We start from the raw sequence: 21,978 nt of genomic DNA, 5'->3' as shown, positions 1-21,978 counted from the left end.
GACACAGATATTTTCCGCAGTGCGATTTATGGGGCGCAGTGCGCATGGGATGGCCGTGGCTGCGTGGCTGCGTGGCTGCGTGGCTGATTGGGGCGGGGGCAACGCGGGTGGGCGAGCGGGCGAGGGGCCCTTGCCGGATGGGTGAGGGGATTATGCGGAAATTTGGACGGTGGGGATAAGTTTTTGAATGAGCGGCGCGCGGCTCGACGAAAAAGAGCCGCCACGCGCTGACGAATGAGTGGTGCAGCGGGTCGCCCTCGCCGCGGCGGGGTGTTGGTTACAGGTTCAAGAGAGGGCGTTGTGGACAGGCAGCAAAATAGCAATGTCGAAGGGTTTCGTTCATGATGTTCTGCTCATCGAGAGAGAGGACCTGGGATGAGTGAGCCGGAAGAGCAGACTGAGCCGGATCAACCACCCGAAGGAGAAAAGCGATCTTCGGTGTTCGAGCATGTGACAGCGGAAGATTTTGCTATTGGATGCGAAGCGCCGATAGCGAACAGTCGTAAGGTCGATGTGCTTTCTCTTGGCGAGTTGTACGAGAGCGCATCAAGGCGTGCGAACTCCGACGGCGATGTCAGGGCCTCCAGGGTTTATGGGTTGGTGGCATCGGTTGTAAAAATCCATTTTAAACCGAACGATAAGGCCGAGCCATACGGCCCTATGTTTGTCGCGAATGGGCGGCGCAGCCTCATACCAAGCGATCTACGTGGAGCACAGTCAGAGGTGTTTGCTGCTGTAGCGCCTCGCATTCTAAATCCAGGCCTACGTGCACGTCTCGCCGATATCGCATGGCTCAACAACCGCAAGCACGTGGCGATGGCGCAGCTCGCAATTGGCTCCTATTGCGAAGCGGTTCAGGATGTAACGCGCGGTCAGGCGGAACTGTTTTTTGACGACGCTAAGGCAACATCGCATAACGGCGCTGAAATGCTGCGCCGTGCTTGCCAGATTGCCAACATGACGCGCTGGAAGGAGCCAGAGGCGAGCACGCTTAGGAGCCTAGTATCCTCACTGAGCGAGAGCGCCTTTGGCGATCGCGATGCGCGCGGTTTTCTGAATATCGGCGAACTTGATGCCGACTACAAGATCGGCGATGTAAAGGAGATGGCCGAGCGGGCCGAAACACTGGCGCAGTCAACAGAGCTGGATCCATATATAGCGCGCAACGTATGGGAGCTGGCTGCGCGCGCCCATCGGCAGAGCGGAAGGGAAGCCGACAGCAATCGTTGCCTCATCAGTGCCGCCGAATGTTATGTTCGCATGGCAGAGGCGGCGGGGCTTAAGGGCATGAGTGCCTCGAGCTGGCTGATGGATGCTATCAAAGCTTTGCGCGGCATTCCTCGAACGAAAGAACGGCGGGCTGCGCTTGAAGCCAAGCTGCGTGAAGCGCAGGCAAGTATTGCCGACGAAATGGGATCGTTATCAACGCAAATAGACATTGGAGATCTGGTCGATCATGCGCGAAAGGTCGTCAGTCATTTGACGCTTGCGCAAGCGTTGTTTGAGTTCGCAAATCTTGAGAGATCACCGGCCTCTGAGAAATTGCGCGAAGAAGCAATCAAACTTTCCACAGAAAGTCCACTTTCCAGCATCATCCCCATGTCGATCCATGATGACGACGGCAAAGTGGTCGCCAAGTCTCCAGGTCTTGGCGGTGGCGATGAAGATGAATACGCCCTCCGCCACCTGATTGCCCGCGGCGAGCAGTTTCGGCGGCAGATTGCAACTTCCGGAATGATCGAGCCCGCGAGGCGAACGATCATGGCTGAGCATCCGCTTGAAGATCGTGACTTGCTGCCGCTAGCGGAGTTGAGTCCATTTGTGCCGCCGGGGTATGAGCATCTATTCGCGATGGGCTTCGGCCGCTTTTTTGGCGGGGATTACATTTCAGCGCTCCACATCCTCGTGCCGCAGATCGAGAATTCGCTGCGCTACGTTCTCAGGCACGCTGCTATTGATACCTCATCGATGCAGAGTGATATGACGCAGGAAAACCGAACTCTTTCGGTTATGCTTAGCAAGGATCGTGCTGCCCTGGAAAGGATATTCGGCGAAGCGATAACCCTTGAGATTGAGAACTTATTCGATTTTGAGGGTGGCCCTTCACTCCGTCACCGGCTAGCGCACGGCCTGCTCTCAGCAGGCGCGTGCTATAGCTACGATTCAATCTATGCTTGCTGGTTTATCTTTCGGCTATGCTGCCTCCCGCTGTTTCGAGATTGGCAGCTAGTGGCAGATCGTCTTGCACAATTATGAGCTACCGCAATTTTAATTGCATTCCACCGCCTGCTTCTTCACTTTTTTGCTGGCGCCTTCTGACTGGCGTTCCGCGAGTCGGCCGGAAGGCGCGGGCTTTCTCGCCAGCACAGGCTTCAAATACTGCCCCGTATAGCTCTCCTTGACTTTCACCACGTCCTCGGGCGTTCCGGGCACGACGCGGCTGGCTCTAACGTCCTCTCACCACCGGCCACGCGATGAATGCGAACACGATCGTCGATGCGAGAAGCCCGATCGAACCTATGGCGGCGAAGGGTTCGCCGGTTGCGGAATGTCCGCTAAAGATCTGGAACAGCCCGGCGAGCAGGACGAGGATGCTTAGTTCGGCGAGCCAGAAATGGGCGCTCGCTAACCGAGTCGAAGCTGTAGCCGGAAACAAGTGATAGAAAAATCCGTAAAGCGCGAAGCTTACCCAGCCAACGACCAGCGTGTGCGCGTGGGTCGGCATCTGCGCGTGGTCCTGCGTGATGCCCATCACCAGCCCGAGCGCCATGCCGAGCACGGCGTAGAGAAGTGCTGTTGCGAAGAAGCGCCCGGCGATCCCCGTCATGATTGTTCTCCCCGTTTCTCGTTGAGCTGTCTGCCTATCGGCTGCGCCTACTTCGTTGCGCGGTGCGAGCTGACTTTCGCACAGCTACTCCAACTCCAATCCGTCGCTCTGCCATCTTTGCTTGCGCCCGGCGACTCCCGTTCCGGGAGCCGGCCGCCGGGCGCGACTATTCCGCCGCCTGCTTCTTTGACGCGGCCTTAGGTTTTCGTGCCAGCACCGGCTTCAGATACTGCCCCGTGTAGCTCTCCTTGACCTTCACGACGTCCTCGGGCGTGCCGGCGGCAACGATCGTCCCGCCGCCGTCGCCGCCTTCGGGGCCGAGGTCGATGATCCAGTCGGCCGTCTTGATCACTTCGAGATTGTGCTCGATGACGACGACGGTGTTGCCCGCGTCCGCCAGCTCGTGCAGCACCTCCAAGAGCTTGGCGACGTCGTGGAAATGCAGGCCCGTCGTCGGCTCATCCAGAATGTAGAGCGTGCGGCCGGTCGCGCGGCGCGATAACTCCTTCGATAGCTTGATGCGCTGCGCCTCGCCGCCCGAGAGCGTCGTCGCCTGCTGGCCGATGTGGATGTAGCCGAGCCCCACGCGTGCCAATGTTTCGAGCTTGTCGCGGATCGACGGCACGGCCTTGAAGAACTCGGCGCCTTCCTCGACCGTCATGTCGAGCACGTCGGCGATCGACTTCTCCTTGAAGGTGACGGCGAGCGTCTCGCGATTGTAGCGCTTGCCCTTGCATTCCTCGCACGTGACGTAGACGTCGGGCAGGAAGTGCATCTCGATCTTGATGACGCCGTCGCCCTGGCAGACCTCGCAGCGGCCGCCTTTCACGTTGAAGGAAAAGCGCCCCGGTTCGTAGCCGCGCGTTTTGGCTTCGGGGAGCCCGGCGAACCATTCGCGGATCGGAGTGAAGGCGCCCGTGTAGGTCGCGGGGTTCGAGCGCGGCGTGCGGCCGATCGGCGACTGGTCGATGTCGATGATCTTGTCGAAGTGCTCGATGCCGGTGATCTTGTCGTGCTCGCCGGGGTGGTCTTTCGCGTTGTTGAGCTTGCGCGCGACGGCCTTGAAGAGCGTGTCGATCAGCAGCGTCGATTTTCCGCCGCCGGAGACGCCGGTGATGCAGGTGAAGAGGCCGACGGGGATCGAGGCCGAGACATTCTTCAGGTTGTTCTCGCGCGCGCCGGTGACGGTGAGCATGCGCTTAGGGTCTGGGGCGCGGCGTTTCTTCGGCACCGGCACGTAGCGGACGCCCGACAGGTATTCGCCCGTGATGCTCTGCGGGCTGTCCATGATGTCCTGCGGCGTGCCCTGGGCGATGACTTTGCCGCCGTGGACGCCCGCGCCGGGGCCGATGTCGACGACGTGGTCGGCCGTCATGATCGCGTCCTCGTCGTGCTCGACGACGATGACGGTGTTGCCGATGTCGCGCAGGTGTTTCAGCGTGTCGAGCAGGCGGTCGTTGTCCTTCTGGTGCAGGCCGATGGACGGCTCGTCGAGGACGTAGAGCACGCCGGTGAGGCCAGAGCCGATTTGCGAGGCGAGGCGGATGCGCTGGGATTCGCCGCCGGACAGCGTGCCTGAGGAGCGCGAGAGCGTGAGGTACGTGAGGCCGACGTCGTTCAGGAACTTCAGGCGGTCGCGGATTTCCTTCAGGATGCGGGTGGCGATTTCGGTCTGCTGCTTGTTGAAGGTTTTCGGGATGTCGGCGAACCACTGGTTGGCGGCCTTGATCGAAAGATCGCAGACCTCGCCGATGTGCTTGCCGCCGACCTTCACCGCGAGCGCCTGCGGTTTGAGGCGGTAGCCCATGCAGCCTTCGCACGGATGCGCGGCCTGGAAGCGCGAGAGTTCCTCGCGAACCCAATCGCTATCGGTTTCCTTGAAGCGGCGCGTGATGTTGCCGATGACGCCTTCGAACGGCTTTTCGGTCGAGTAGTTGCGCGTGCCGTCCCAGTAGGTGAAGGTTATGTCTTCCTCGCCGGAGCCGTAGAGGATCGCGAGCTGCACGTGTTTCGGCAGGCGCTCCCAAGGCGTTTTCACCGACACCTTGTAGTGCTTGGCGAGGCTCTCCATCGTCTGCTCGTAATAGGGAGACGAGACGCCGGTTTTCGCCCACGGGTAGATCGCGCCTTTTTCGAGCGAGAGCGATCCGTCGGGGACGACGAGGTCGGGCTCGAAGCGCAGTTCCGAGCCCAGGCCGTCGCAGACCGGGCAGGCGCCGGCGGGGGCATTGAAGGAGAAGAGGCGCGGCTCGATCTCGTCGATCGTGAAGCCCGATACCGGGCAGGCGAAGCGCGACGAGAAGATGATGCGTTCGTGCGTGTCGTTCTTCGACTTGTTGGCGCCTTCGGTTTCCGATTTCGGCAGCGGCTTATCGACGAACTCGGCGGCGGCGAGACCATCCGACAGCTTCAGCGCCTGCTCGAATGAATCAGCGAGGCGCGAGCCGATGTCCTTCTTCACGACGATGCGGTCGATGACGACGTCGATGTCGTGCTTGTATTTCTTGTCGAGCTTGGGCGCGTCCTCGATCTCGTAGACGGTGCCGTTGATCTTGAGGCGCTGATAGCCCTTCTTCTGCCACTCGGCGATTTCCTTTTTGTATTCGCCCTTGCGGCCGCGCACGACGGGCGCGACGAGAAGAAGGCGCGTGCCTTCGGGCAGCGCCAGGACGCGATCGACCATCTGGGAGACGGTCTGGCTTTCGATCGGCAGGCCAGTCGCGGGCGAATAGGGGACGCCGACGCGGGCGAAGAGCAGGCGGAGATAATCGTAGATCTCCGTCACCGTGCCGACGGTCGAGCGCGGGTTCTTCGACGTCGTCTTCTGTTCGATGGAGATGGCGGGCGACAGTCCGTCGATGTGGTCGACGTCCGGCTTCTGCATCATCTCGAGGAACTGGCGCGCGTAGGCCGACAGGCTTTCGACGTAGCGGCGCTGGCCTTCGGCATAGATCGTGTCGAAAGCGAGGGAGGATTTGCCGGAACCCGACAGCCCGGTGAAGACGACGAGCGCGTCGCGCGGGATCTCGAGATCGACGTTTTTCAGGTTGTGTTCGCGCGCCCCACGGACGTGGATCGTCTTCATCAGGGAGGCGGGCGGCAGGGATGTGGTTTTTGCGGATTTGGCCATGAGAACCGTCTAGCCGAGAGGCCGCCGGACTGGCAATGCAACCTGGCGGCGCGGGTCGCCGAATATGGGCATGCGGGCGGGGATAAGCCAGCGCAGGCGGACGGGAATGGCCGTGTCAGGTTGCCCCGGACGCCGGCTCCGGAGGCGGATCGCCCGCCGCGGCGATCATCGCGCCCGCCGTCTCGCGGGAGCCCTGGATCACGTCGGACGCCCCGTACTGCTTCAAATAGGTTTCCTCGGCGTCGGAATGGGCGCGCGCCACGATCTTGAGACCCGGATTGAGCGCGTGGGCCTGGGCAACAATCTGCCCGGCTTCGAAGCAATCGGGAATGGCGACGATCAGCACTTTCGCGGCCTTGAGGTTGGCGGCGGCAAGCGAGGTAACGCCGTTGGCGGCCAGGGCTTCGATGCCTTGCGCTTTGAGCTTCTCGGCCGTCTCGTCGCGGTCGTCGATGACGTATAGGGAGACGCCATGGGCGATGAGATGTTCGCCGACGACGCCGCCGACCCGGCCATAACCGACGAGCACCGTATGACCGGTTTGTGACGTTGCTTCGGTCGTTTCGGTTCGTGTGACGGCGCTGGGAGGACTTGGTGCAAGAGCTTCCGGTCCGGGTGGCAATCTGTCGGCGGGCGACTTCGCCGGCAGGGCAGGCCCGTACCGCTCGAGCAAGACGAACAGCAGCGGGTTGAGCATGATGGAGAGCAGGGCGCCCGCGAGGATGAGTTCGCGCCCCTCGACCGGCAGGAGTTTCAGGGACACGCCGAGCCCCGCAAGAATGAAAGAGAATTCGCCGATCTGCGCCAGGCTCGCGGCGATCAGGAGTGCTGTCCGCATCGGATGGCCGAACGCCAGGACGATCAGCCAGGCGGCGAGCGACTTGCCGAGGATGATGACGGCGACGACGGCAATCACGTGCAGCGGATTCTCGACGATAATGTAAGGGTAGAACAGCATCCCCACCGAAACGAAGAACAGGACGGCGAAGGCATCACGCAGCGGCAACGTTTCGTTGGCGGCGCGTTGGCTGAGTTCGGATTCGCTCAAGATCATGCCGGCGAAAAACGCGCCGAGCGCCAGAGAAACGCCGAACAGCTTGGCAGAAGCGAAGGCGACGCCCAAGGCAATGGTCAGAACGCCGAGGCGGAACAGCTCGCGGGAGCCCGTGTGCGCGATGTGGTGGAGGATCGCTGGGATGAGCTTGCGGCCGCCGATCAGCATGACGGCAACGAAGGCGGCGACCTTCAGAAGCGTGATGGTAAGCGAGATTGCGAGTTCACCCGGTGGAGACTGAGCGGCATCGGGACCTCCAGCACCGAGAAGCGGTGCGATCGCGGGAAGGATCACGAGCGTCAGGACCATCACGAGGTCTTCGACGATCAGCCAGCCGACCGCGATGCGGCCTTGTTCCGATTTGACGAGACGGCGGTCCTGCAACGCACGCAGCAGCACAACCGTGCTCGCGACTGACAGCGCCAGGCCGAAGACGAGGCCCGCTCCCAGCGACCAGCCGAACAGATACGCGAGGCCAATGCCCATGGCCGTCGCAGCAGCGATCTGCACCAGGGCTCCGGGCACGGCGATGGTGCGCACGGCCAGGAGCTCCGACATCGAGAAGTGGAGGCCAACGCCGAACATCAGCAAGATGATGCCGATCTCGGCGAGTTCGTTGGCGAGGCCCTGGTCGGCGACGAAACCGGGCGTGAAAGGTCCGACCGCGACACCGGCCAGCAGGTAGCCGACGATGGGAGAGATGCGAAATCTCTGAGCGAGGGTTCCGAACAGGAAGGCCAGTGACAGGCCGACTACAATCGTCGCGATGAGCGGAGTGTCGTGCGCCATTCCCGATGCGGCCCCTCCAGTGACCGTAACGGCCACTTTGCCCGGAGGGCGGCAAAACAATCAACCCCTGAGGGTCGCGGCTTGCTGTTGGCGGATCCGATGATCGCTCATCAAATGGGTTTGCGGCGAGATAGAGGATCACGCGCAATGCGGGAAAGTTCATCCCATCGAAGGCAGGCATCTCGCGCGAGCTTCTGCCAGCTACACGACAGAGACATTGCGAGTTCTCGCGTTGTCGCGGATGGGATGGCGGTGCACCTCGCGGAAATAAAATCATATTCGAGGGGCCACAGCGATTTTTTCGGGAAGGTGTCGCTCGTCGCCTTTTCCGCTCGCCGCGCGGACCACAATTTTTGATTGTAATCAACGCGCAGCGGGCGATCCGCAGAGATTCATGACACGTCTGATCCAACGCAATTTTCGTCATTTTTCCATGAAATTTGTGATATTTAAACATCGGTCACTTGCGGCCAACGGGTGATGGTTAATACCTCGTTAACTACCCTGGGTAGCATGTCGTCGCGCACGCCTTTTGGAGGAATCGCGATGACAACCCCGTCAAACCGCTCACTGCTTGCAGTACTTTTGGTGACCGGACTCGCCGCAGATTTGCTGACTACGCCGGCTGGCGCGCAAATCCTGGGTACGGCCGAACAATTCGGCGTCCTTGCGGGCAGCACGACGACCAATACCGGCCCCAGCGTCATCCAAGGCGATGTTGGCGTTTCACCGGGAAGCTCGTTGATCGGATTCCCGCCTGGGGTCGTCGTGCCGCCAGGCACGATCCACGTTGGCGACGCTGTCGCGAGCCAAGGCCAAGTCGATCTCACGACCGCCTACAATACTTTGAAGGGGCTTCCAGCCCAGGTCATCCTGACCGGCCAAGACCTCGGCGGCCTGTTTCTCGGTCCGGCTGTCTATGCTTTCGCGGCTTCCGCGCAGCTTACCGGCGTTCTCACCCTCAATGGCCAGGGCAACTCGGCCGCTCAATTCGTTTTTCAGATTGGAAGTTCGCTCACGACCGCGAGCAACTCAGCTGTCCTCCTGATCAACGGTGCCAACGGCAACAACGTGTATTGGGCGGTGGGGAGTTCGGCGACACTTGGTACGAATTCCGTGTTCGCGGGCAACATCGTCGCGCTGACGAGCATCACGCTCAACACTGGGGCTTCAATCACCTGCGGCAGAGCTTTGGCTCGCAACGGCGCGGTGACCCTCGATAACAACACCATCACTCTCTGCGTGCCGACTACGGGAGGCGGCGGGGGCACCGGAGGTACCGGCTCAGGTGGCAGCGGCAATGACATCCCGATTGCCGTCATCGGCGGCGGTGGAGTGACCGGTACTCAGGAAAGCACATTGGGAGCGTCCCACATGTTCGGCTCCGCAATGCTCGGCCAGGCTACGCTGTGGCGTGAGGGACAGGAACAGCCGTCCCACCCCCGACGGGGTTCGCTGAAGGATGGCGGTGCAGTCAGCATGTCGGAGGATCAGTGGACCAACGGCTATCAGCCCCGCACCCGTAACGTATGGGTAACGGCTTTTGGCGGTACGACATCGCTGGATGGCCAAGTCGGCAACGGTTCTGCCGACCTCGACACGCGCACCGTTGGTTTTGCCGCGGGTCTCGACTATCAGCTGGATCACTCGACGCTCGTCGGCATTGCCGGCGGTTACACGAATTCGGCATTTTCAGTGGCCGACCAGCTGACGAGCGGGACGGCCGATGGCGGGCACGTGGGCTTATACGGGGTAAAGCGCCTCGGCCCGTTCTATCTCGCCGGCGAAGCCGAATATGCGCATTTCGATAACCAAACGGTCCGGTCCATTGATTGGGTCATCGATGAGCGCGCGCGGGGCAACTTCTCCAGTAACGTGTTCGGCGGTCGCGTCGAAGCCGGTTGGACGCGGGCTTTCGGCAACAAGAACGTGACGCCGTTTATCGGGGCTAACGTCCTGCATCTGGCTAGTGACGGCTTTTCCGAAAGCAGCGTGGGTGCCGGCGGCGGCGCGGGACTTCTCGGGCTGACGTTTAGCTCAAATTCCGTGACCTCGGTGACGAGTGCAGCCGGCGTTCAGATCGATTCGCAAATCGTCATCGCGAACGGTCGGGTATTGACGCCGTTTATTCGGGTTGCCTGGGAGCACGAGTTCAATCCCGACCGAAGCCTGGATTCCTTCCTCACCCTCTCGCCGGCCGCGAAGTTTACCGTCGAGGGCGCTCCAGCGGCGAGTGACGCGGCAAGGATCAATACCGGAGTGAAGCTCGACATGAACGAGACCGTGGCGCTGTTCGGGTATTTCTCAGGCGAGTTTTCCGACCGGACCCAGGGCTACGCGGGCAATGGCGGCCTCAAGGTTTCGTGGTGATTGCGGATCGGGTCTTGGCGATTTCCTGCCTTGGCCACTTCCGTCTCGTCGTCCGACCGGAACGTGGTTCAAGGCGCCATGTTCACGGGAGTGTCAGGAAGCCGTCGGCATTCAGCCTTGACGACAGGTTATGCGTGCTCGAATGAACAACGCATCGCTATCGATGAGGGAACATCTTATGAGCGACGCACCGTCTATGCTCAATTTTTCGCATCCAGCGCATCCGATCAATCGCGGCATGTCCGTGATCAAGCTGCTCGTGCTTGCGGTGTCGGTTGCCGCAGCCGTTCCAACCGCACGCAATCTCTATTTCTCGTGGAAGAACGATGTGCCCTTCAACCAGGTCGACCATCGTCTGGCGCAGGCGGCGCTGCTGGAGAAAAATTTCGACTGCAAGATCGCATATCGCGCGCTGATGACTCAGGGCAACGCGGTGATCGAAGCCGGGTCGTGCTCGAAGACCGGCGATATCTCGATCCGGGTACGCAGTCCCGGAGGGCAGGTGAACTACGAATGGATCGCATTCGATCAGCTGCCGAAACCTGTTTCAAGGACGGCTGGCCTATTCGATCTCATCATCTCGAAGGCGGTGGCGGAGGAGGCCATCCGAAGCGATGCGCCATTCCAAGTCGCGCAGGATGCGGCGGTGCTCTGCCAGGCGAAGTCCGGTGATAACATCATCCGCATCGTTCAATCGGGCGGACAGTGCACGCGCGAAACGGTTTCGATTTTCCGCGGCTCGGTGGAGAAGAGCGAAAACGTGCCGTGCGATAAGGCGTGCCCTATTAAATAGCGCCTTCCGACTCCCCTCCGGGGAGCCGGCCGGAAGGCGCTGGCCGCCGTGTGACGCCGAACCCTAGTGCCGATTTCACCACTCGTGTTTCTGCGGCAGTCCATCGGTGATGTCGTAGTAGTCGGACTTCGAGGTGGCAAAGATGTGCGCCTTGATCTTGAGCCCCGTGGGCGGATCGAGCGTTCCGGCAGTGACATAGGTCTCGTTGCCGCCGACGTTGCGCCAGAAGAGATTGCCGCCGCAGCGCGCGCAGAACCCGCGCTCGCTCGTATCGGAAGAGCGATACCAACGCAGCGTCTCGTCGTTCAGGATTTTCACATCGGCGGATGCACAGCGCGCCATGGCGGCGTAGTTGCCGCTCGTCTTTGCGCACATGGAACAATGGCAGGCATCGATGGCATCAAGATCACCTGTGACTTCGTAGCTTACGGAACGGCAGAGACAACTTCCTGTGCGGTGAACGGGCATTACAAAAGCAACCTTCCTAAAAATTTCTCGTTGCTGACGACGATCTCAGACGACGCACGCGTCGTGAAAACTTTTTCGCACGAATTGTGATCGAATCCTCCCTCATGACAACTTGACGACCGGAGATTAGAGGCACACATTTCCTCTTGTGACGGTGCCGCTCTCGCTAGCTGTTCCGGTAATTGCGTCTCGGCCGAGGGGCTGATGAGCTGCGGAATGGCGACGCGGGCCGTATCGGTTTCACGTGGTGCGTATTCGTCCCGTGAGCCGTGCCGGAACCGCGGTAGGCGTGACGTTGAAACAGATCGAGGAGAGGAGATGACTCCACCGGGTTATCAGACAGGACCTCGAGACTCGTTCACGGGGTCGACAGCTTGATGGGCATACTCGAGATCGTGGCCACGGCCTGTTCAGCTGTACTCGCTACAATTTGGATATCTCACACGAGGGCGGCAACCCGTGCGGTCGCCAGAGCCTCGCATTCAAAGGCCCGGTTTTAGTCTGGGCGGACCATCAATGGTAATACAAACGGCCCCGCGCGAATCCGAGGATTCGGCGGGGTTTCGTTTTTGATTTATTGCGGGCGACACTGATCTTTGATGGTCGCCGGCGACACTCCTTCGGAGAGCCGGCCGCCAGCGACGGCGGTCGCGATCAGGCGAACACGCCGAAGCGCTCGGGGTTGCTCTGAATGAACTTCGGCAGCTCGCTCGCGTGAACGACGGTTGTCGATTCCGCCAGGCTCTTTTCGAAAGCCTGCTGCGATCGGAATTCTTCGCAGTTCGCGCGATCGTTGCCTGAGATCGCTCCCATCTTCTCGCGAAAGCGATCCCAGCCGCCGATCGATGTCATGTGCCAGCCGCTATTGGGAATGATGCGGATGCGATTTGGAACGTGCTGCAGCATGTAGTTCTGGTAACGCGTGTAGAACCGGCTCAGCGGATTGTTGCCGAGACGCATGGAGGCGCACATCTTCGTCAGGCGCAGGTGTTCAGCTCCGGGGAAGTCGGAGAACTCGATCATCCGCGGGCCCTTCTCCCACATCGTATTCTTCACGCGGCGGTTGACGAGGCCGGTGTAGATCGGCATCTCGAAGATCGTCAGATCGTGGGGACGCCTGGTGCGGATCGCTTCGCGAAGCTTCTGGGCGGAGATGATCTCATCGACGTCGGAGACGATGATCAGGTCGTCGGGGGCCGCATCCGTCAAGCCGCGCGAGATCTGGTCTCTCTGATAATGCTGGCGAGCCCACTTGTCGTTCTGCGGGCGCGTCGTGAGGCCGGCGGCCAGATCGCCCTCCGGGAAATCGACGACGATATGGGTGATCTTGTCGGCGTAGCGCGCGAAGGCGGCTTTATTGTCGTTGAAATGAAGAGGCTTCGGCTTGCCTTGAAACGTCTGCTTCGCTTCCACGAGTACGAAGCGATCAACGACGTCGTAGAGCTCGTGAAGTCTGACTTCCAGCAGATCGAGCTCGTTGTAAAAGGTGAAGCAGTCGTAGATCACGCGGCCGTCCTCCCCCAAAAGTCCAAGCATATGCTAGTTGGACTATGGCGAAGGGTCTAGCTCTTTTGCCAATCGGCCTGGGGAAAGCGCGAGCCCGCGGCGCGCTGCACCGTGAGCCGAATATGCTCGGCTTGCTCCTTAGCTGGAGTAATGAGGCGGCTAATCTTTGTGGTTGGTGACGGCGACGAAGGTATCGTCCGTCTGGCAGCGGCGCTCGTGCAACAGAAAATCGTAATAGCCGCAACGGCCTGACCCCGGGTAGTCGCGGCAGGCGAAAGGCCGGGCCTTGTAAATCGTGCAGCGGCGAAGCTTGGTATCGAAGAACTGGCAGATACGGCCGAAGTGCTTATCGTTCTTGCGCCGCATGATGTACTTGTGCCCGTGCGCTGCGCGCGTGAAACGGCGTTTCGCGGTCTCGTAAGGCAGCTTGAAATATCGGGCGAGGCGCTCGACGTCGCGTTTGTTCAGCGCAATGACCGGATACGAACAGCAGTATCCTGGGCAGTTCAGACAATTGTATTGAGCCATCTGAGGCTTTGGTGCTCCCGCGTGCGCACGCATCCACTCCCGCAACGGCCATAAATCATGCGCTGCGTCAGTCAAGACGCATTTGCTGTAGATCCCACTCGTTGCTGGACCCGTGGGTAGGGTTATCCGCTTGCATCGCGCGCGGCGGTGACTAATATGGAACAATTAGCGAACGAAAGCTTTTCGATGGTGTGGACAACGGCGATTGGATCGAGAAGCCGGGACATCGAGCCTTTAATGTCCATTCGAGAGTCGGCACATAAGACGGGGTGCTGATGCAACAAAATGAGCCGGATGGTTCAGCGCCACGGCTTTTACCTGGGACGCCAGAACGTTCCGGTGTCCAGTCAAGGAGACGAGTGAAATGGCAGGGTCGGTCAACAAGGTCATTCTGGTTGGCAATGTCGGCAAGGATCCCGAGATCCGCCGCACGCAGGATGGCCGCCCGATCGCCAACCTGAGCATCGCGACGAGCGATACGTGGCGCGACAAGCAGACGGGCGAGCGCAAGGAGAAGACGGAATGGCATCGCGTCGTCGTCTTCAGCGAGCCTCTCTGCAAGATCATCGAGCAGTATGTGAAGAAGGGCGCGAAGCTTTACATCGAGGGCGCGCTGCAGACACGGAAGTGGACGGACCAGAGCGGCGCCGAGAAGTATTCTACCGAGGTCGTCATTCAGGGCTACAACGGCACGCTGACAATGCTTGACGGTGCCGGCGGGGGTCGCGGCGCGTCGATGGGCATGCAGGAAAGCGCACCCGATTATGCATCCGATGGCGGGTTCGGCTCGAGCGCGGGCGAAACGCGGCGCGTCGCCAAGAGCGGCGGGTCGAAGGGCGGCTTCGACAAGGCCATCGACGACGAAATTCCCTTCTGATCGTCTTTTCCGGTAGGGGGCCGGCCGGAGCGACGGGAGCGGATCATTCCAGCGTCGGCGCGGCATCCTCCTGACTAATGCGCGGACGCGGCGGCAACGGGCCGGCTTTTGTTGGCTTGAAACGCTTGCTCGGACTGCACCTCGATGAAGAGGTGCTGCACTTCGGGATAGCGGGACTTTATCGCCGCCTGCAGCCGCGCGGTTACGTCTTCCACGGTGCGCGCGCTCACCCAATCTTCGAAGTCGACGCTGGCGGTGACGAGTACGTCCTGCGGGCCGAGGTGCATCGTGCGGATTTCGTTGATCGTCCGAATAGGCTTATCCGGGCCCAACTCCTGCTCGACGATTTCACGGAGGCCGCGCTGGACGGTGCCGGAAGCTGCTTCGCCGACGATCAACGAGCGGATTTCGCGTGACATGAAGAACGCGACGTATCCCAGCACGCAGCCGATGAGGATCGAGGCCATGCCGTCGGCGCTGTCGTAGCCGCCAAGGTCAGCGAATAGCGTGCCGATCAGAGCGATGGCGAGGCCCGCCAAGGCGGCCGCGTCCTCCAGGACGATGGCGAACAGCGACGGGTCTTTGGACGCGCGCAGGGCGGCGACGAAGCCGAGGCCGGATGGCTTTCGGCGCACGTTGAATTCACGCACCGCCTTGAGCATCGAATAGCCTTCCAGCGCGATGGCGACGAGGAGAACCGCGTAGACCCAGAACACGTCCCTGAGCGGATGCGGATTGAGGATCTTCTCGACACCTTCGTAGATCGCCACGCCCGCGCCGAGCGCGAAGAGCACCATGGCGACGATGAAACTCCAGAAGTAGATCTCCTTGCCGTAGCCGAACGGGTGCTGGGCATCCGCTGGCCGGGCGGCGCGATTGATGCCGAAGAGAAGGAGGAGCTGGTTGGAGGTATCGACGAGCGAATGGATCGCCTCCGACAGCATGGCTGAGGATTGCGTCCAGGCCGCCGCCACGAACTTGGCCACCGCGATGCCGAGATTGCACGCGAACGCCACAAAAATTACGGCCTTTGAACCGCCGGTCTCCAAGGTCTTGCTCCCTCATGTCGCCCACCATTCCGTAACCGAATTGCGGGGAGCCCGTCCACCGCGCTGGCGGTGATCTGCAAGGCTGGCGCTGGGAGCGCGCCGGTGTCGGGCTTCGAAGAGGAACGAAGTTCGGGATTATCGCTGTTAACGGCGTCGCAAAACGCGCGTTTTACGCGGCTTTAAACCTACTTTGGTAGGCATGCGGCATGGCCGGCGCGAAACTGACATCAATCCTTCGTTCACGATATTCCTTTCGCGGGGATGTCATCGAACCGGCGTCTCTGCCGACCCTCTATATTTGCGCAGGTTTCGGGGGCGTTGTCGCGACGGGCGTTGCGTGCGGGCTGCTGCGCTATCGCGCCGAAGAGATGAACGCGATCGCAGCGAGTATCCTGACCCTTTGGGCCTTGGGGTTATACCTTCAGTTTCTCGGTGTCTCGCGTCTGGGTGAGGCGGTGAAAGGCGCCGCCTGCTACCTCTTGCTTTCCGTCTGCGCGATTTTCGCGAGCGCGGTTCTCGCCGTTATCAGTCGAAATTATTTTGATGGTTCTTTTGCCGCCGCCGACAAAGCGCTTTTCGGGTTCAACTGGAACACCGATGCTCCGGCGATGACGAGCAACCCGCTGATTGGACACATGCTGAGCTACGCCTATGTCTCGCTGAATTGGCAGCCGGTGTTGATGGTCGGCTATCTGTTTTTGGTTGGACAAAGCCAGCGCTTCTGGCAGGCGCTTACCGCAACGGCGATCGCGCTCGCGATCTGCATCAGCGTGTTTCCGTTTTCTCCGGCTGTCGGAGGTTACGTCCACTTTGAGATACCGCGTACGTCTGTGCCCGACGTTTGGGTCGCCTCTGCGTGGCATTACCCGGAAGTGCTCAGGTCATTGAAGGATGGGTCTCTCGACACCCTTGGCTACAAAGCGCTCGAGGGGATCGTGGCCATGCCGAGCTTCCATGCTGCAGCATCAATCATACTCGCTTGGACGTTCTGGACGACGCTCTTGCGCTGGCCCCTGGTCGCCCTCAATGCCGTGATGCTCGTGTCATCCGTGCCCATCGGCGGGCATTATATCGTCGACGTGGTAGCCGGCACGGCGGTTGCCGTGCTGGCTCTCTGGCTCGCGAGCCGCATCGCGGCGGGCTCGCATGCGTTCAGCAGCGCTGATGAGTTACTTCAGCGGCGCGGGTTCGGAACGGCCGCCGAGAAGGTCGGCTAGATTGAACCGGTAGCCGAGGCCGACCGAGACGATAAGCGGGTCGACCGTGACCTTGGCTGTTACAGGCGTGCCGCTCCAGGACGCGTCGGTATCTTCCCAGACCTTCTTGATGTCGGCGTTGAGATACCAACCGCGGCCGATTTCGACATCGACGCCGCCCTGCAGGGCAAAGCCCCATGAGTCATCCAGTTTGATTTTGGCTCCGCCCAGGTCGCTGTGGCCGCCGCCAAAGTAGTGAATGTATTGCACGCCGGCGCCCACATAGGGCTTGAGGCCGCTGATCGGATCAAAGTGGTACTGGAGCGTGAGGATCGGCGGGAAGGCCCAGAAGCCGCCGAGATCCGCGCCGTTGATCGCGCCCGACGTGCCCTGGGCGTTCAGATGGGCGAAGCAGCAGAAGAGTTCGGCCGCGATGTTCTTGGTGAAGAAGTGCGTCAGCGTCAGCGTCGGGATCCAGGCGTCGCTGACTTCCGAGTTATAACTCGGCACCAAGGTCCCGCCGGAATAGACCTTCGCGCTCGAATCGGGCGCGACGTACGTGCCCTGCACGCGCACCAACGTGTCGCCGCTGTAATCGCCAGCACTCGCCGGTGCAACCAACGAAAGTACAAGAAGTGCGCTTAGAGCTAGCCGCCGCATGACATTCATTCCCCTGTATGGACTTTCCTGCCGAGCCGTTTCGACTCGGCAATTTCCCAATGGAGATATCGATGCTTAGTGCTGCAGAGCGCCAGAGCGCTTGATCGCTTCCTTCTGACTCCGGTCAGATCCGCGCGCTGATCGTTTCTCATGTGACCGAGGCGACACGCAACTTTTTGACTCACGTCAAATGCTAGGCTGCATGACGGGCGGATAACAGCTCGCCAAGTGCGAAGGAAACTTTCCGTCCAGCGAGCAGATAATGTCCATGACCTCATTCGAAACTGCTGGAAGACCGGTCGCCACGCGTGAAGACGATCGCGCGATGTTGAACGCGGAACTGTCGTCGCTCTCACGGCTTCGGCCGCGTGCGCAATTCGTGCGACTCGGCAATCGGTGCGCGCTGCCGTCGCTCGGTGGCGGCTATGTTTACTTCGTCGCGAAGGGCGTCGTCGGGATTGAAACCGGTGTGGCGGGCTCGGATGTTCGCGTGATCACTTCGCTGCTATATCCCGGCGATGTGCTGGTGCCGGAGCTGCAAGCGCCGCTTGCGTCCGTGTCGCTCACCTCGCAGCGTCCGTGCGAGTTCTGGAAGCTGACGCCGGCCGTGTTAGGCGAAGAAGCCTCGCGCGATGGGCACTTGTGGCACGCGATCTTCGGACGGCTCAACGATCAGAATGCGCGGATGCAGTTGCATGCGGCCGAGATGTCGATCCTCAATTCCGAGGAGAAGGTTGCGGGCTTTCTGATCGAGACGGGCGCACGATCCGGCATTTCTTCCGGCGGATCGATCGCGTTCGAGCTGCCACTGTCGCGGTACAGCATCGCCGATTATCTGTCGCTCAATGCCGATACGATCTCGCGGACGTTTTCGGCGCTGGCCACGGCGCGGATCATCGAGCGCCGGGGCCGTTTCCAGATCGTTGTTCGCGACTGGCACGCACTTCTGGCGAAGTGTCCGATGAGCGAGGCCATCGTTGCGGCCCATGGCGCCGGAAAACCGCAGCTCTCGCGCTGAGGCAAGAGCGAGACGTTATTCGGGGCGTTCCAGCACAGGATCAATTGAATCCTGTAGTCTGTTTTCCTAGCCGAATTTCTTTCTGATCTCGGAATAGAGATCAATCCAGTGCGGGTTCTCGCGTTCGATAAGATTGATTTTCCAGGCTCGCAGATAGGCCTTCAATGTCTTCTCGCGTTGGATCGCGTGTTCGATATCGCCGAATGCTTCGAAATGGACGAGATGGGCCACGCTGTATTTAGCGGTGAAGGCCGAGCCCTTTTTCTGGCGGTGCTTTTCGACTCGTCCGAGGATGTCGTTGGTCACGCCGACGTAGAGTGTTCCATGTGGTTTGCTCGCTAAGATGTAGACCCAATAGCTGCGGTTGATCCCTCGATCCATCGACGCAGAATGAGCAGGATGGATCCTCGGGACAAGCCCGAGGATGCCATTTTGTGGACATCGCCCGAGCGATGGGGGCCTCCGCAGACGCGACGCTGCTTATTTAAGCTGTCATCCTCGGCTTCAGGCCGAGGATCCATTGGGCCAGGGAGACGGTGGGAGATGGATCCTCGGGACAAGCCCGAGGATGACAATTGTTGGCGGCTTACTCGACGGTGGTTTCTGAGGACTCTTCCGCTTCCTCTTCGGTGATGCGCTCGACCGAGACGACCTTCTCGTCGGCATCGGTTTTGAAGATGCGCACGCCCTGCGTGTTGCGGCCGGCGATGCGGATGTCGTGCACGGGGCAGCGAATGAGCTGGCCGCCGTCGGTCACGAGCATGATCTGGTCGTTCTCGCCGATGGGGAAGGAGGCGAGCAAGCGGCCGTTTCTATCATTCGCCACCATCGCGACGATGCCTTTGCCGCCGCGACCCGACGTACGGAACTCGTACGACGATGAGCGCTTGCCGAAGCCCCTGCTCGAGACCGTCAACACGAATTGCTCGGCCGTCTGCATCTCGCCGAAGCGCTCGGGCGTTAGCGTCACTGCATCGGCGCTGACCTCTTCACCTTCCGCCTCGACCGGCGCGACCTCTGCCTCTTCGGCGTCTTCCGAGCGTCGCAGGGCGCTCGCCTGCTTGAGGTACGCGGCGCGCTCTTCAGCGGACGCATCGAAGTGGTCGAGGATCGCCATCGAGATCACCTCGTCCTTGTCGTCGAGCCGGATGCCGCGAACGCCGGTGGAGTCGCGGCCTTTGAACAGGCGGATCTCGTCGCCGATCAGGAAGCGGATGCACTGGCCCTCCGCGCTCGTGAGCAGGACGTCCTGGTTGGGCGTCGCGATCGCAACCTGGACGATGCGGTCGCCCTCGTCGAGTTTCATCGCGATCTTGCCGTTGCGGTTGATGTTCTCGAAATCGGCAAGCGCGTTGCGGCGGACGTTGCCCGAGCGCGTCGCGAAGATGAGTTCGAGATCGCCCCAGGTGGAAGAATCCTCCGGCAGCGGCAGGATCGAGGTGATGGCCTCACCTTCTTCAAGCGGCAACAGATTGACGAGAGCCTTGCCGGGCGACTGCGGAGAGGCGGGCGGCAAGCGCCAAACCTTCATGCGGTAACACATGCCGCGCGAAGAGAAGAACAGCACCGGCGTATGGGTGGAGGTCACGAAGAGCTGCGTGACGAAATCCTCGTCGCGCGTCGACATGCCGGACCGGCCCTTGCCGCCGCGGCGCTGGGCACGATAGGCGGCGAGCGGCACGCGCTTGATGTAGCCCTTGTGGCTGACCGTCACGACGCAGTCTTCGCGCTGGATGAGGTCTTCGTCCTCAACCTCGCCTTCGATGTCGACGATCTCGGTTTTGCGCGGTGTCGCGAACTCGTTCTTGATGGCCTGCAGTTCGCCCTTGACGATATCGACGACGCGCGCCCGCGAGGCGAGGATGGCGAGATACTCTTTGATCTCGGTCGCGATCTTGTTCAACTCTTCGGAGATTTCATCCCGGCCGAGAGCGGTGAGGCGGGCCAGACGAAGCTCGAGGATCGATTTCGCCTGCTCTTCCGAAAGACGATACGTGCCTTCCGCAGAAACCTTGTGACGCGGGTCGGCGATGAGCTCGATCAGCGGGGTCATGTCTTTTGCAGGCCAGTCGCGCGCCATCAATTGCTCCTTGGCTTCGGCGGGAGAAGCCGAGTAGCGGATGAGCTTGATGACTTCGTCGATGTTGGCGACGGCGATCGCCAGGCCGACGAGGACGTGGGCGCGATCACGGGCCTTGTTGAGAAGATGCTTGATGCGCCGGGTTACGACCTCCTGGCGGAAGGTCGTGAAGGCGGAAATGAAATCCTTGAGATTGAGGCTCTCCGGGCGGCCGCCGTTGATCGCCAGCATGTTGGCGCCGAACGTCGTCTGCAGGTCGGAATAGCGGTAGAGATTGTTGAGGACGACGTCGGCTACGGCGTCCCGCTTCAACTCAATGACGATGCGAATGCCTTCGCGGTTCGATTCATCCCAAAGGTCGGAGATGCCCTCGATCTTCTTGTCGCGAACCAAGTCGGCGATCTTCTCGATCAGCGTGCGCTTGTTGACCTGGTAGGGGATCTCGGTGACGATCAGCGCTTCGCGGTCTTTGCGGATATTCTCGATCTTGACACGGGCGCGCATGATGATCGAGCCCCGGCCCTTGTGATAGGCGGAGAGGATGCCGCCGCGGCCGAGAATGATGCCGGCCGTCGGGAAGTCGGGCCCTTGGATGATCTGGGTCAGCTCGTCGATGCCGATTTCGGGATTGTCGAGATCGGCGATGCAGGCGTCGATGACTTCGCCCAGATTGTGCGGTGGAATGTTGGTCGCCATGCCGACTGCAATGCCGCCTGCGCCGTTGACGAGCAGGTTCGGGAACTTCGCCGGCAACACGGAAGGCTCTTGGATCGTGCCGTCGTAGTTATCGCGATAATCGACCGTGTCGTTGTCGAGATCGTCGAGCAGGAAGCTCGCGACCTTGGCGAGGCGGGATTCGGTATAACGCTCGGCGGCGGGCGGGTCGCCGTCGATCGAGCCGAAGTTGCCCTGGCCATCGACGAGGGGCACGCGCATCGAGAATTCCTGCGCGAGGCGAACGAGGGCGTCGTAGATCGCGAGGTTGCCGTGCGGGTGATACTTGCCCATCACCTCGCCGACGATGCGCGCCGATTTGACGTACTTCTTGTTCCAGTCGAGCCCGAGCTCGTTCATGGCGAAGAGAATGCGGCGATGCACGGGCTTCAGGCCGTCGCGTACGTCGGGCAGCGCGCGGCTGATGATGACGCTCATCGCGTAATCGAGATAAGAGCGGCGCATCTCGTCCGAAATCGAGATCGGGCGGATGTCGCTCGGTTCGCGGCCGGCCGAATTTTCTTCGTCGTTGTTGTCGGTCAAAGTCTGCTCTTTCCGGGATGAGATCGGCGGGGCGACAAGCGTCGGCGGCCGGTAGGAATCCAGTGCTTATACTTTAGCAAAAACGGAATGCGAATGCCACGTGCGCGTCGACGTGCCACGGCCCCACAGAAATAATAAATATTGTGATTTTTCATGATGTTATGGCTTCGGCTGGCGTAGAGTTTCGACCTCGCTGGAACGCCGCTCGACAGGGATCGCAAAAACGCATCTGCCGCGAGTCTTAACCACGGCCGCCAGGGCCTTGGCCGTATCCGGAAATGGGCATCGTTCAGCGCGTTCACGCCGCCTCAACCCTGGTTGAACCCTGCCCCTCAAGCAGGAACATCGCCCCTCTTACCGACGTTCGAACCAGAGG

The 21,978-nt window shown here is 60.8% G+C and carries 17 protein-coding genes; 6 read left to right on the top strand and 11 right to left on the bottom strand.

Translation table 11 applies throughout. The features are described from left to right. The first annotated feature begins 375 nt into the window (after nucleotides 1-375). Entirely contained in the window at nucleotides 376-2,256 is a 1,881-nt protein-coding gene (locus EKK30_RS00805; RefSeq protein WP_290978780.1) for a hypothetical protein, read from the top strand. Nucleotides 2,257-2,268: 12 nt separating this feature from the next. Here EKK30_RS00805 and EKK30_RS00800 read toward each other — a convergent pair whose 3' ends face one another. From EKK30_RS00800 to ybaL, 4 genes are all read right to left on the bottom strand, one after another. Further along, nucleotides 2,269-2,433: a hypothetical protein gene (locus EKK30_RS00800; protein ID WP_290978777.1), complete on the bottom strand. Its 165-nt coding sequence runs from the start codon at nucleotides 2,431-2,433 to the stop codon at nucleotides 2,269-2,271. Between the two features lie 13 nt (nucleotides 2,434-2,446). Next, a complete protein-coding gene (locus EKK30_RS00795) occupies nucleotides 2,447-2,827 on the bottom strand; it encodes a hypothetical protein (protein ID WP_290978774.1) in 381 nt (126 codons plus the stop codon). 166 nt (nucleotides 2,828-2,993) lie between these two features. Next, nucleotides 2,994-5,957 carry an excinuclease ABC subunit UvrA gene (uvrA, locus tag EKK30_RS00790; protein ID WP_290978771.1) on the bottom strand — a complete coding sequence of 988 codons (2,964 nt, stop codon included), beginning with the start codon at nucleotides 5,955-5,957 and terminating at the stop codon, nucleotides 2,994-2,996. A gap of 115 nt (nucleotides 5,958-6,072) precedes the next feature. Then, nucleotides 6,073-7,800 (bottom strand): YbaL family putative K(+) efflux transporter, encoded by a 1,728-nt coding sequence (gene ybaL, locus EKK30_RS00785; protein WP_290978768.1) that lies wholly within the window; start codon nucleotides 7,798-7,800, stop codon nucleotides 6,073-6,075. 546 nt (nucleotides 7,801-8,346) lie between these two features. On the opposite strand from ybaL, the gene EKK30_RS00780 reads away from it, so the two are divergent. Further along, the gene (locus EKK30_RS00780) at nucleotides 8,347-10,170 is read left to right on the top strand and encodes an ice-binding family protein (RefSeq protein ID WP_290978765.1); all 1,824 of its coding nucleotides are present in this window, start codon (nucleotides 8,347-8,349) and stop codon (nucleotides 10,168-10,170) included. A 178-nt stretch (nucleotides 10,171-10,348) separates the two neighbouring features. Beyond that, nucleotides 10,349-10,963 carry a hypothetical protein gene (locus tag EKK30_RS00775; protein ID WP_290978763.1) on the top strand — a complete coding sequence of 205 codons (615 nt, stop codon included), beginning with the start codon at nucleotides 10,349-10,351 and terminating at the stop codon, nucleotides 10,961-10,963. A 75-nt stretch (nucleotides 10,964-11,038) separates the two neighbouring features. Here the strand turns inward: EKK30_RS00775 and EKK30_RS00770 are convergent, their stop codons facing one another. From EKK30_RS00770 to EKK30_RS00760, 3 genes are all read right to left on the bottom strand, one after another. Beyond that, nucleotides 11,039-11,431, bottom strand: coding sequence for a GFA family protein (locus EKK30_RS00770; protein WP_290978762.1), 393 nt, complete (start codon nucleotides 11,429-11,431; stop codon nucleotides 11,039-11,041). A 654-nt stretch (nucleotides 11,432-12,085) separates the two neighbouring features. Then, nucleotides 12,086-12,967: a hypothetical protein gene (locus EKK30_RS00765; RefSeq protein WP_290978759.1), complete on the bottom strand. Its 882-nt coding sequence runs from the start codon at nucleotides 12,965-12,967 to the stop codon at nucleotides 12,086-12,088. A 129-nt stretch (nucleotides 12,968-13,096) separates the two neighbouring features. Beyond that, a complete protein-coding gene (locus tag EKK30_RS00760) occupies nucleotides 13,097-13,465 on the bottom strand; it encodes a YkgJ family cysteine cluster protein (protein WP_290978756.1) in 369 nt (122 codons plus the stop codon). Between the two features lie 364 nt (nucleotides 13,466-13,829). On the opposite strand from EKK30_RS00760, the gene EKK30_RS00755 reads away from it, so the two are divergent. Next, nucleotides 13,830-14,342 carry a single-stranded DNA-binding protein gene (locus EKK30_RS00755; protein WP_290978753.1) on the top strand — a complete coding sequence of 171 codons (513 nt, stop codon included), beginning with the start codon at nucleotides 13,830-13,832 and terminating at the stop codon, nucleotides 14,340-14,342. Between the two features lie 74 nt (nucleotides 14,343-14,416). Here EKK30_RS00755 and EKK30_RS00750 read toward each other — a convergent pair whose 3' ends face one another. Next, nucleotides 14,417-15,391 carry a cation diffusion facilitator family transporter gene (locus EKK30_RS00750; protein WP_290978750.1) on the bottom strand — a complete coding sequence of 325 codons (975 nt, stop codon included), beginning with the start codon at nucleotides 15,389-15,391 and terminating at the stop codon, nucleotides 14,417-14,419. 206 nt (nucleotides 15,392-15,597) lie between these two features. Between EKK30_RS00750 and EKK30_RS00745 the strand changes: the two genes are divergently transcribed. After that, nucleotides 15,598-16,608: a phosphatase PAP2 family protein gene (locus tag EKK30_RS00745; RefSeq protein WP_290978748.1), complete on the top strand. Its 1,011-nt coding sequence runs from the start codon at nucleotides 15,598-15,600 to the stop codon at nucleotides 16,606-16,608. Here EKK30_RS00745 and EKK30_RS00740 read toward each other — a convergent pair. Further along, complete coding sequence (locus tag EKK30_RS00740; RefSeq protein ID WP_290978745.1) at nucleotides 16,561-17,247, bottom strand: OmpW family outer membrane protein; 687 nt, start codon at nucleotides 17,245-17,247, stop codon at nucleotides 16,561-16,563. The two genes, EKK30_RS00745 and EKK30_RS00740, sit on opposite strands and share 48 nt — an antisense overlap. A 262-nt stretch (nucleotides 17,248-17,509) precedes the next feature. Between EKK30_RS00740 and EKK30_RS00735 the strand changes: the two genes are divergently transcribed. Then, the gene (locus EKK30_RS00735; protein WP_290978742.1) at nucleotides 17,510-18,265 is read left to right on the top strand and encodes a Crp/Fnr family transcriptional regulator; all 756 of its coding nucleotides are present in this window, start codon (nucleotides 17,510-17,512) and stop codon (nucleotides 18,263-18,265) included. A gap of 66 nt (nucleotides 18,266-18,331) precedes the next feature. Here the strand turns inward: EKK30_RS00735 and EKK30_RS00730 are convergent, their stop codons facing one another. Continuing rightward, a complete protein-coding gene (locus EKK30_RS00730; RefSeq protein WP_290978739.1) occupies nucleotides 18,332-18,646 on the bottom strand; it encodes a GIY-YIG nuclease family protein in 315 nt (104 codons plus the stop codon). A gap of 205 nt (nucleotides 18,647-18,851) precedes the next feature. Next, complete coding sequence (gene gyrA, locus EKK30_RS00725) at nucleotides 18,852-21,602, bottom strand: DNA gyrase subunit A (protein WP_290978736.1); 2,751 nt, start codon at nucleotides 21,600-21,602, stop codon at nucleotides 18,852-18,854. Between the last annotated feature and the right edge of the window lie 376 nt (nucleotides 21,603-21,978).

The organism is Hyphomicrobium sp. (assembly GCF_003987855.1).
In the GTDB taxonomy this organism is placed as follows: Bacteria; Pseudomonadota; Alphaproteobacteria; order Rhizobiales; family Hyphomicrobiaceae; genus Hyphomicrobium_B.
This window is presented reverse-complemented; position numbering and strand designations above follow the sequence as displayed.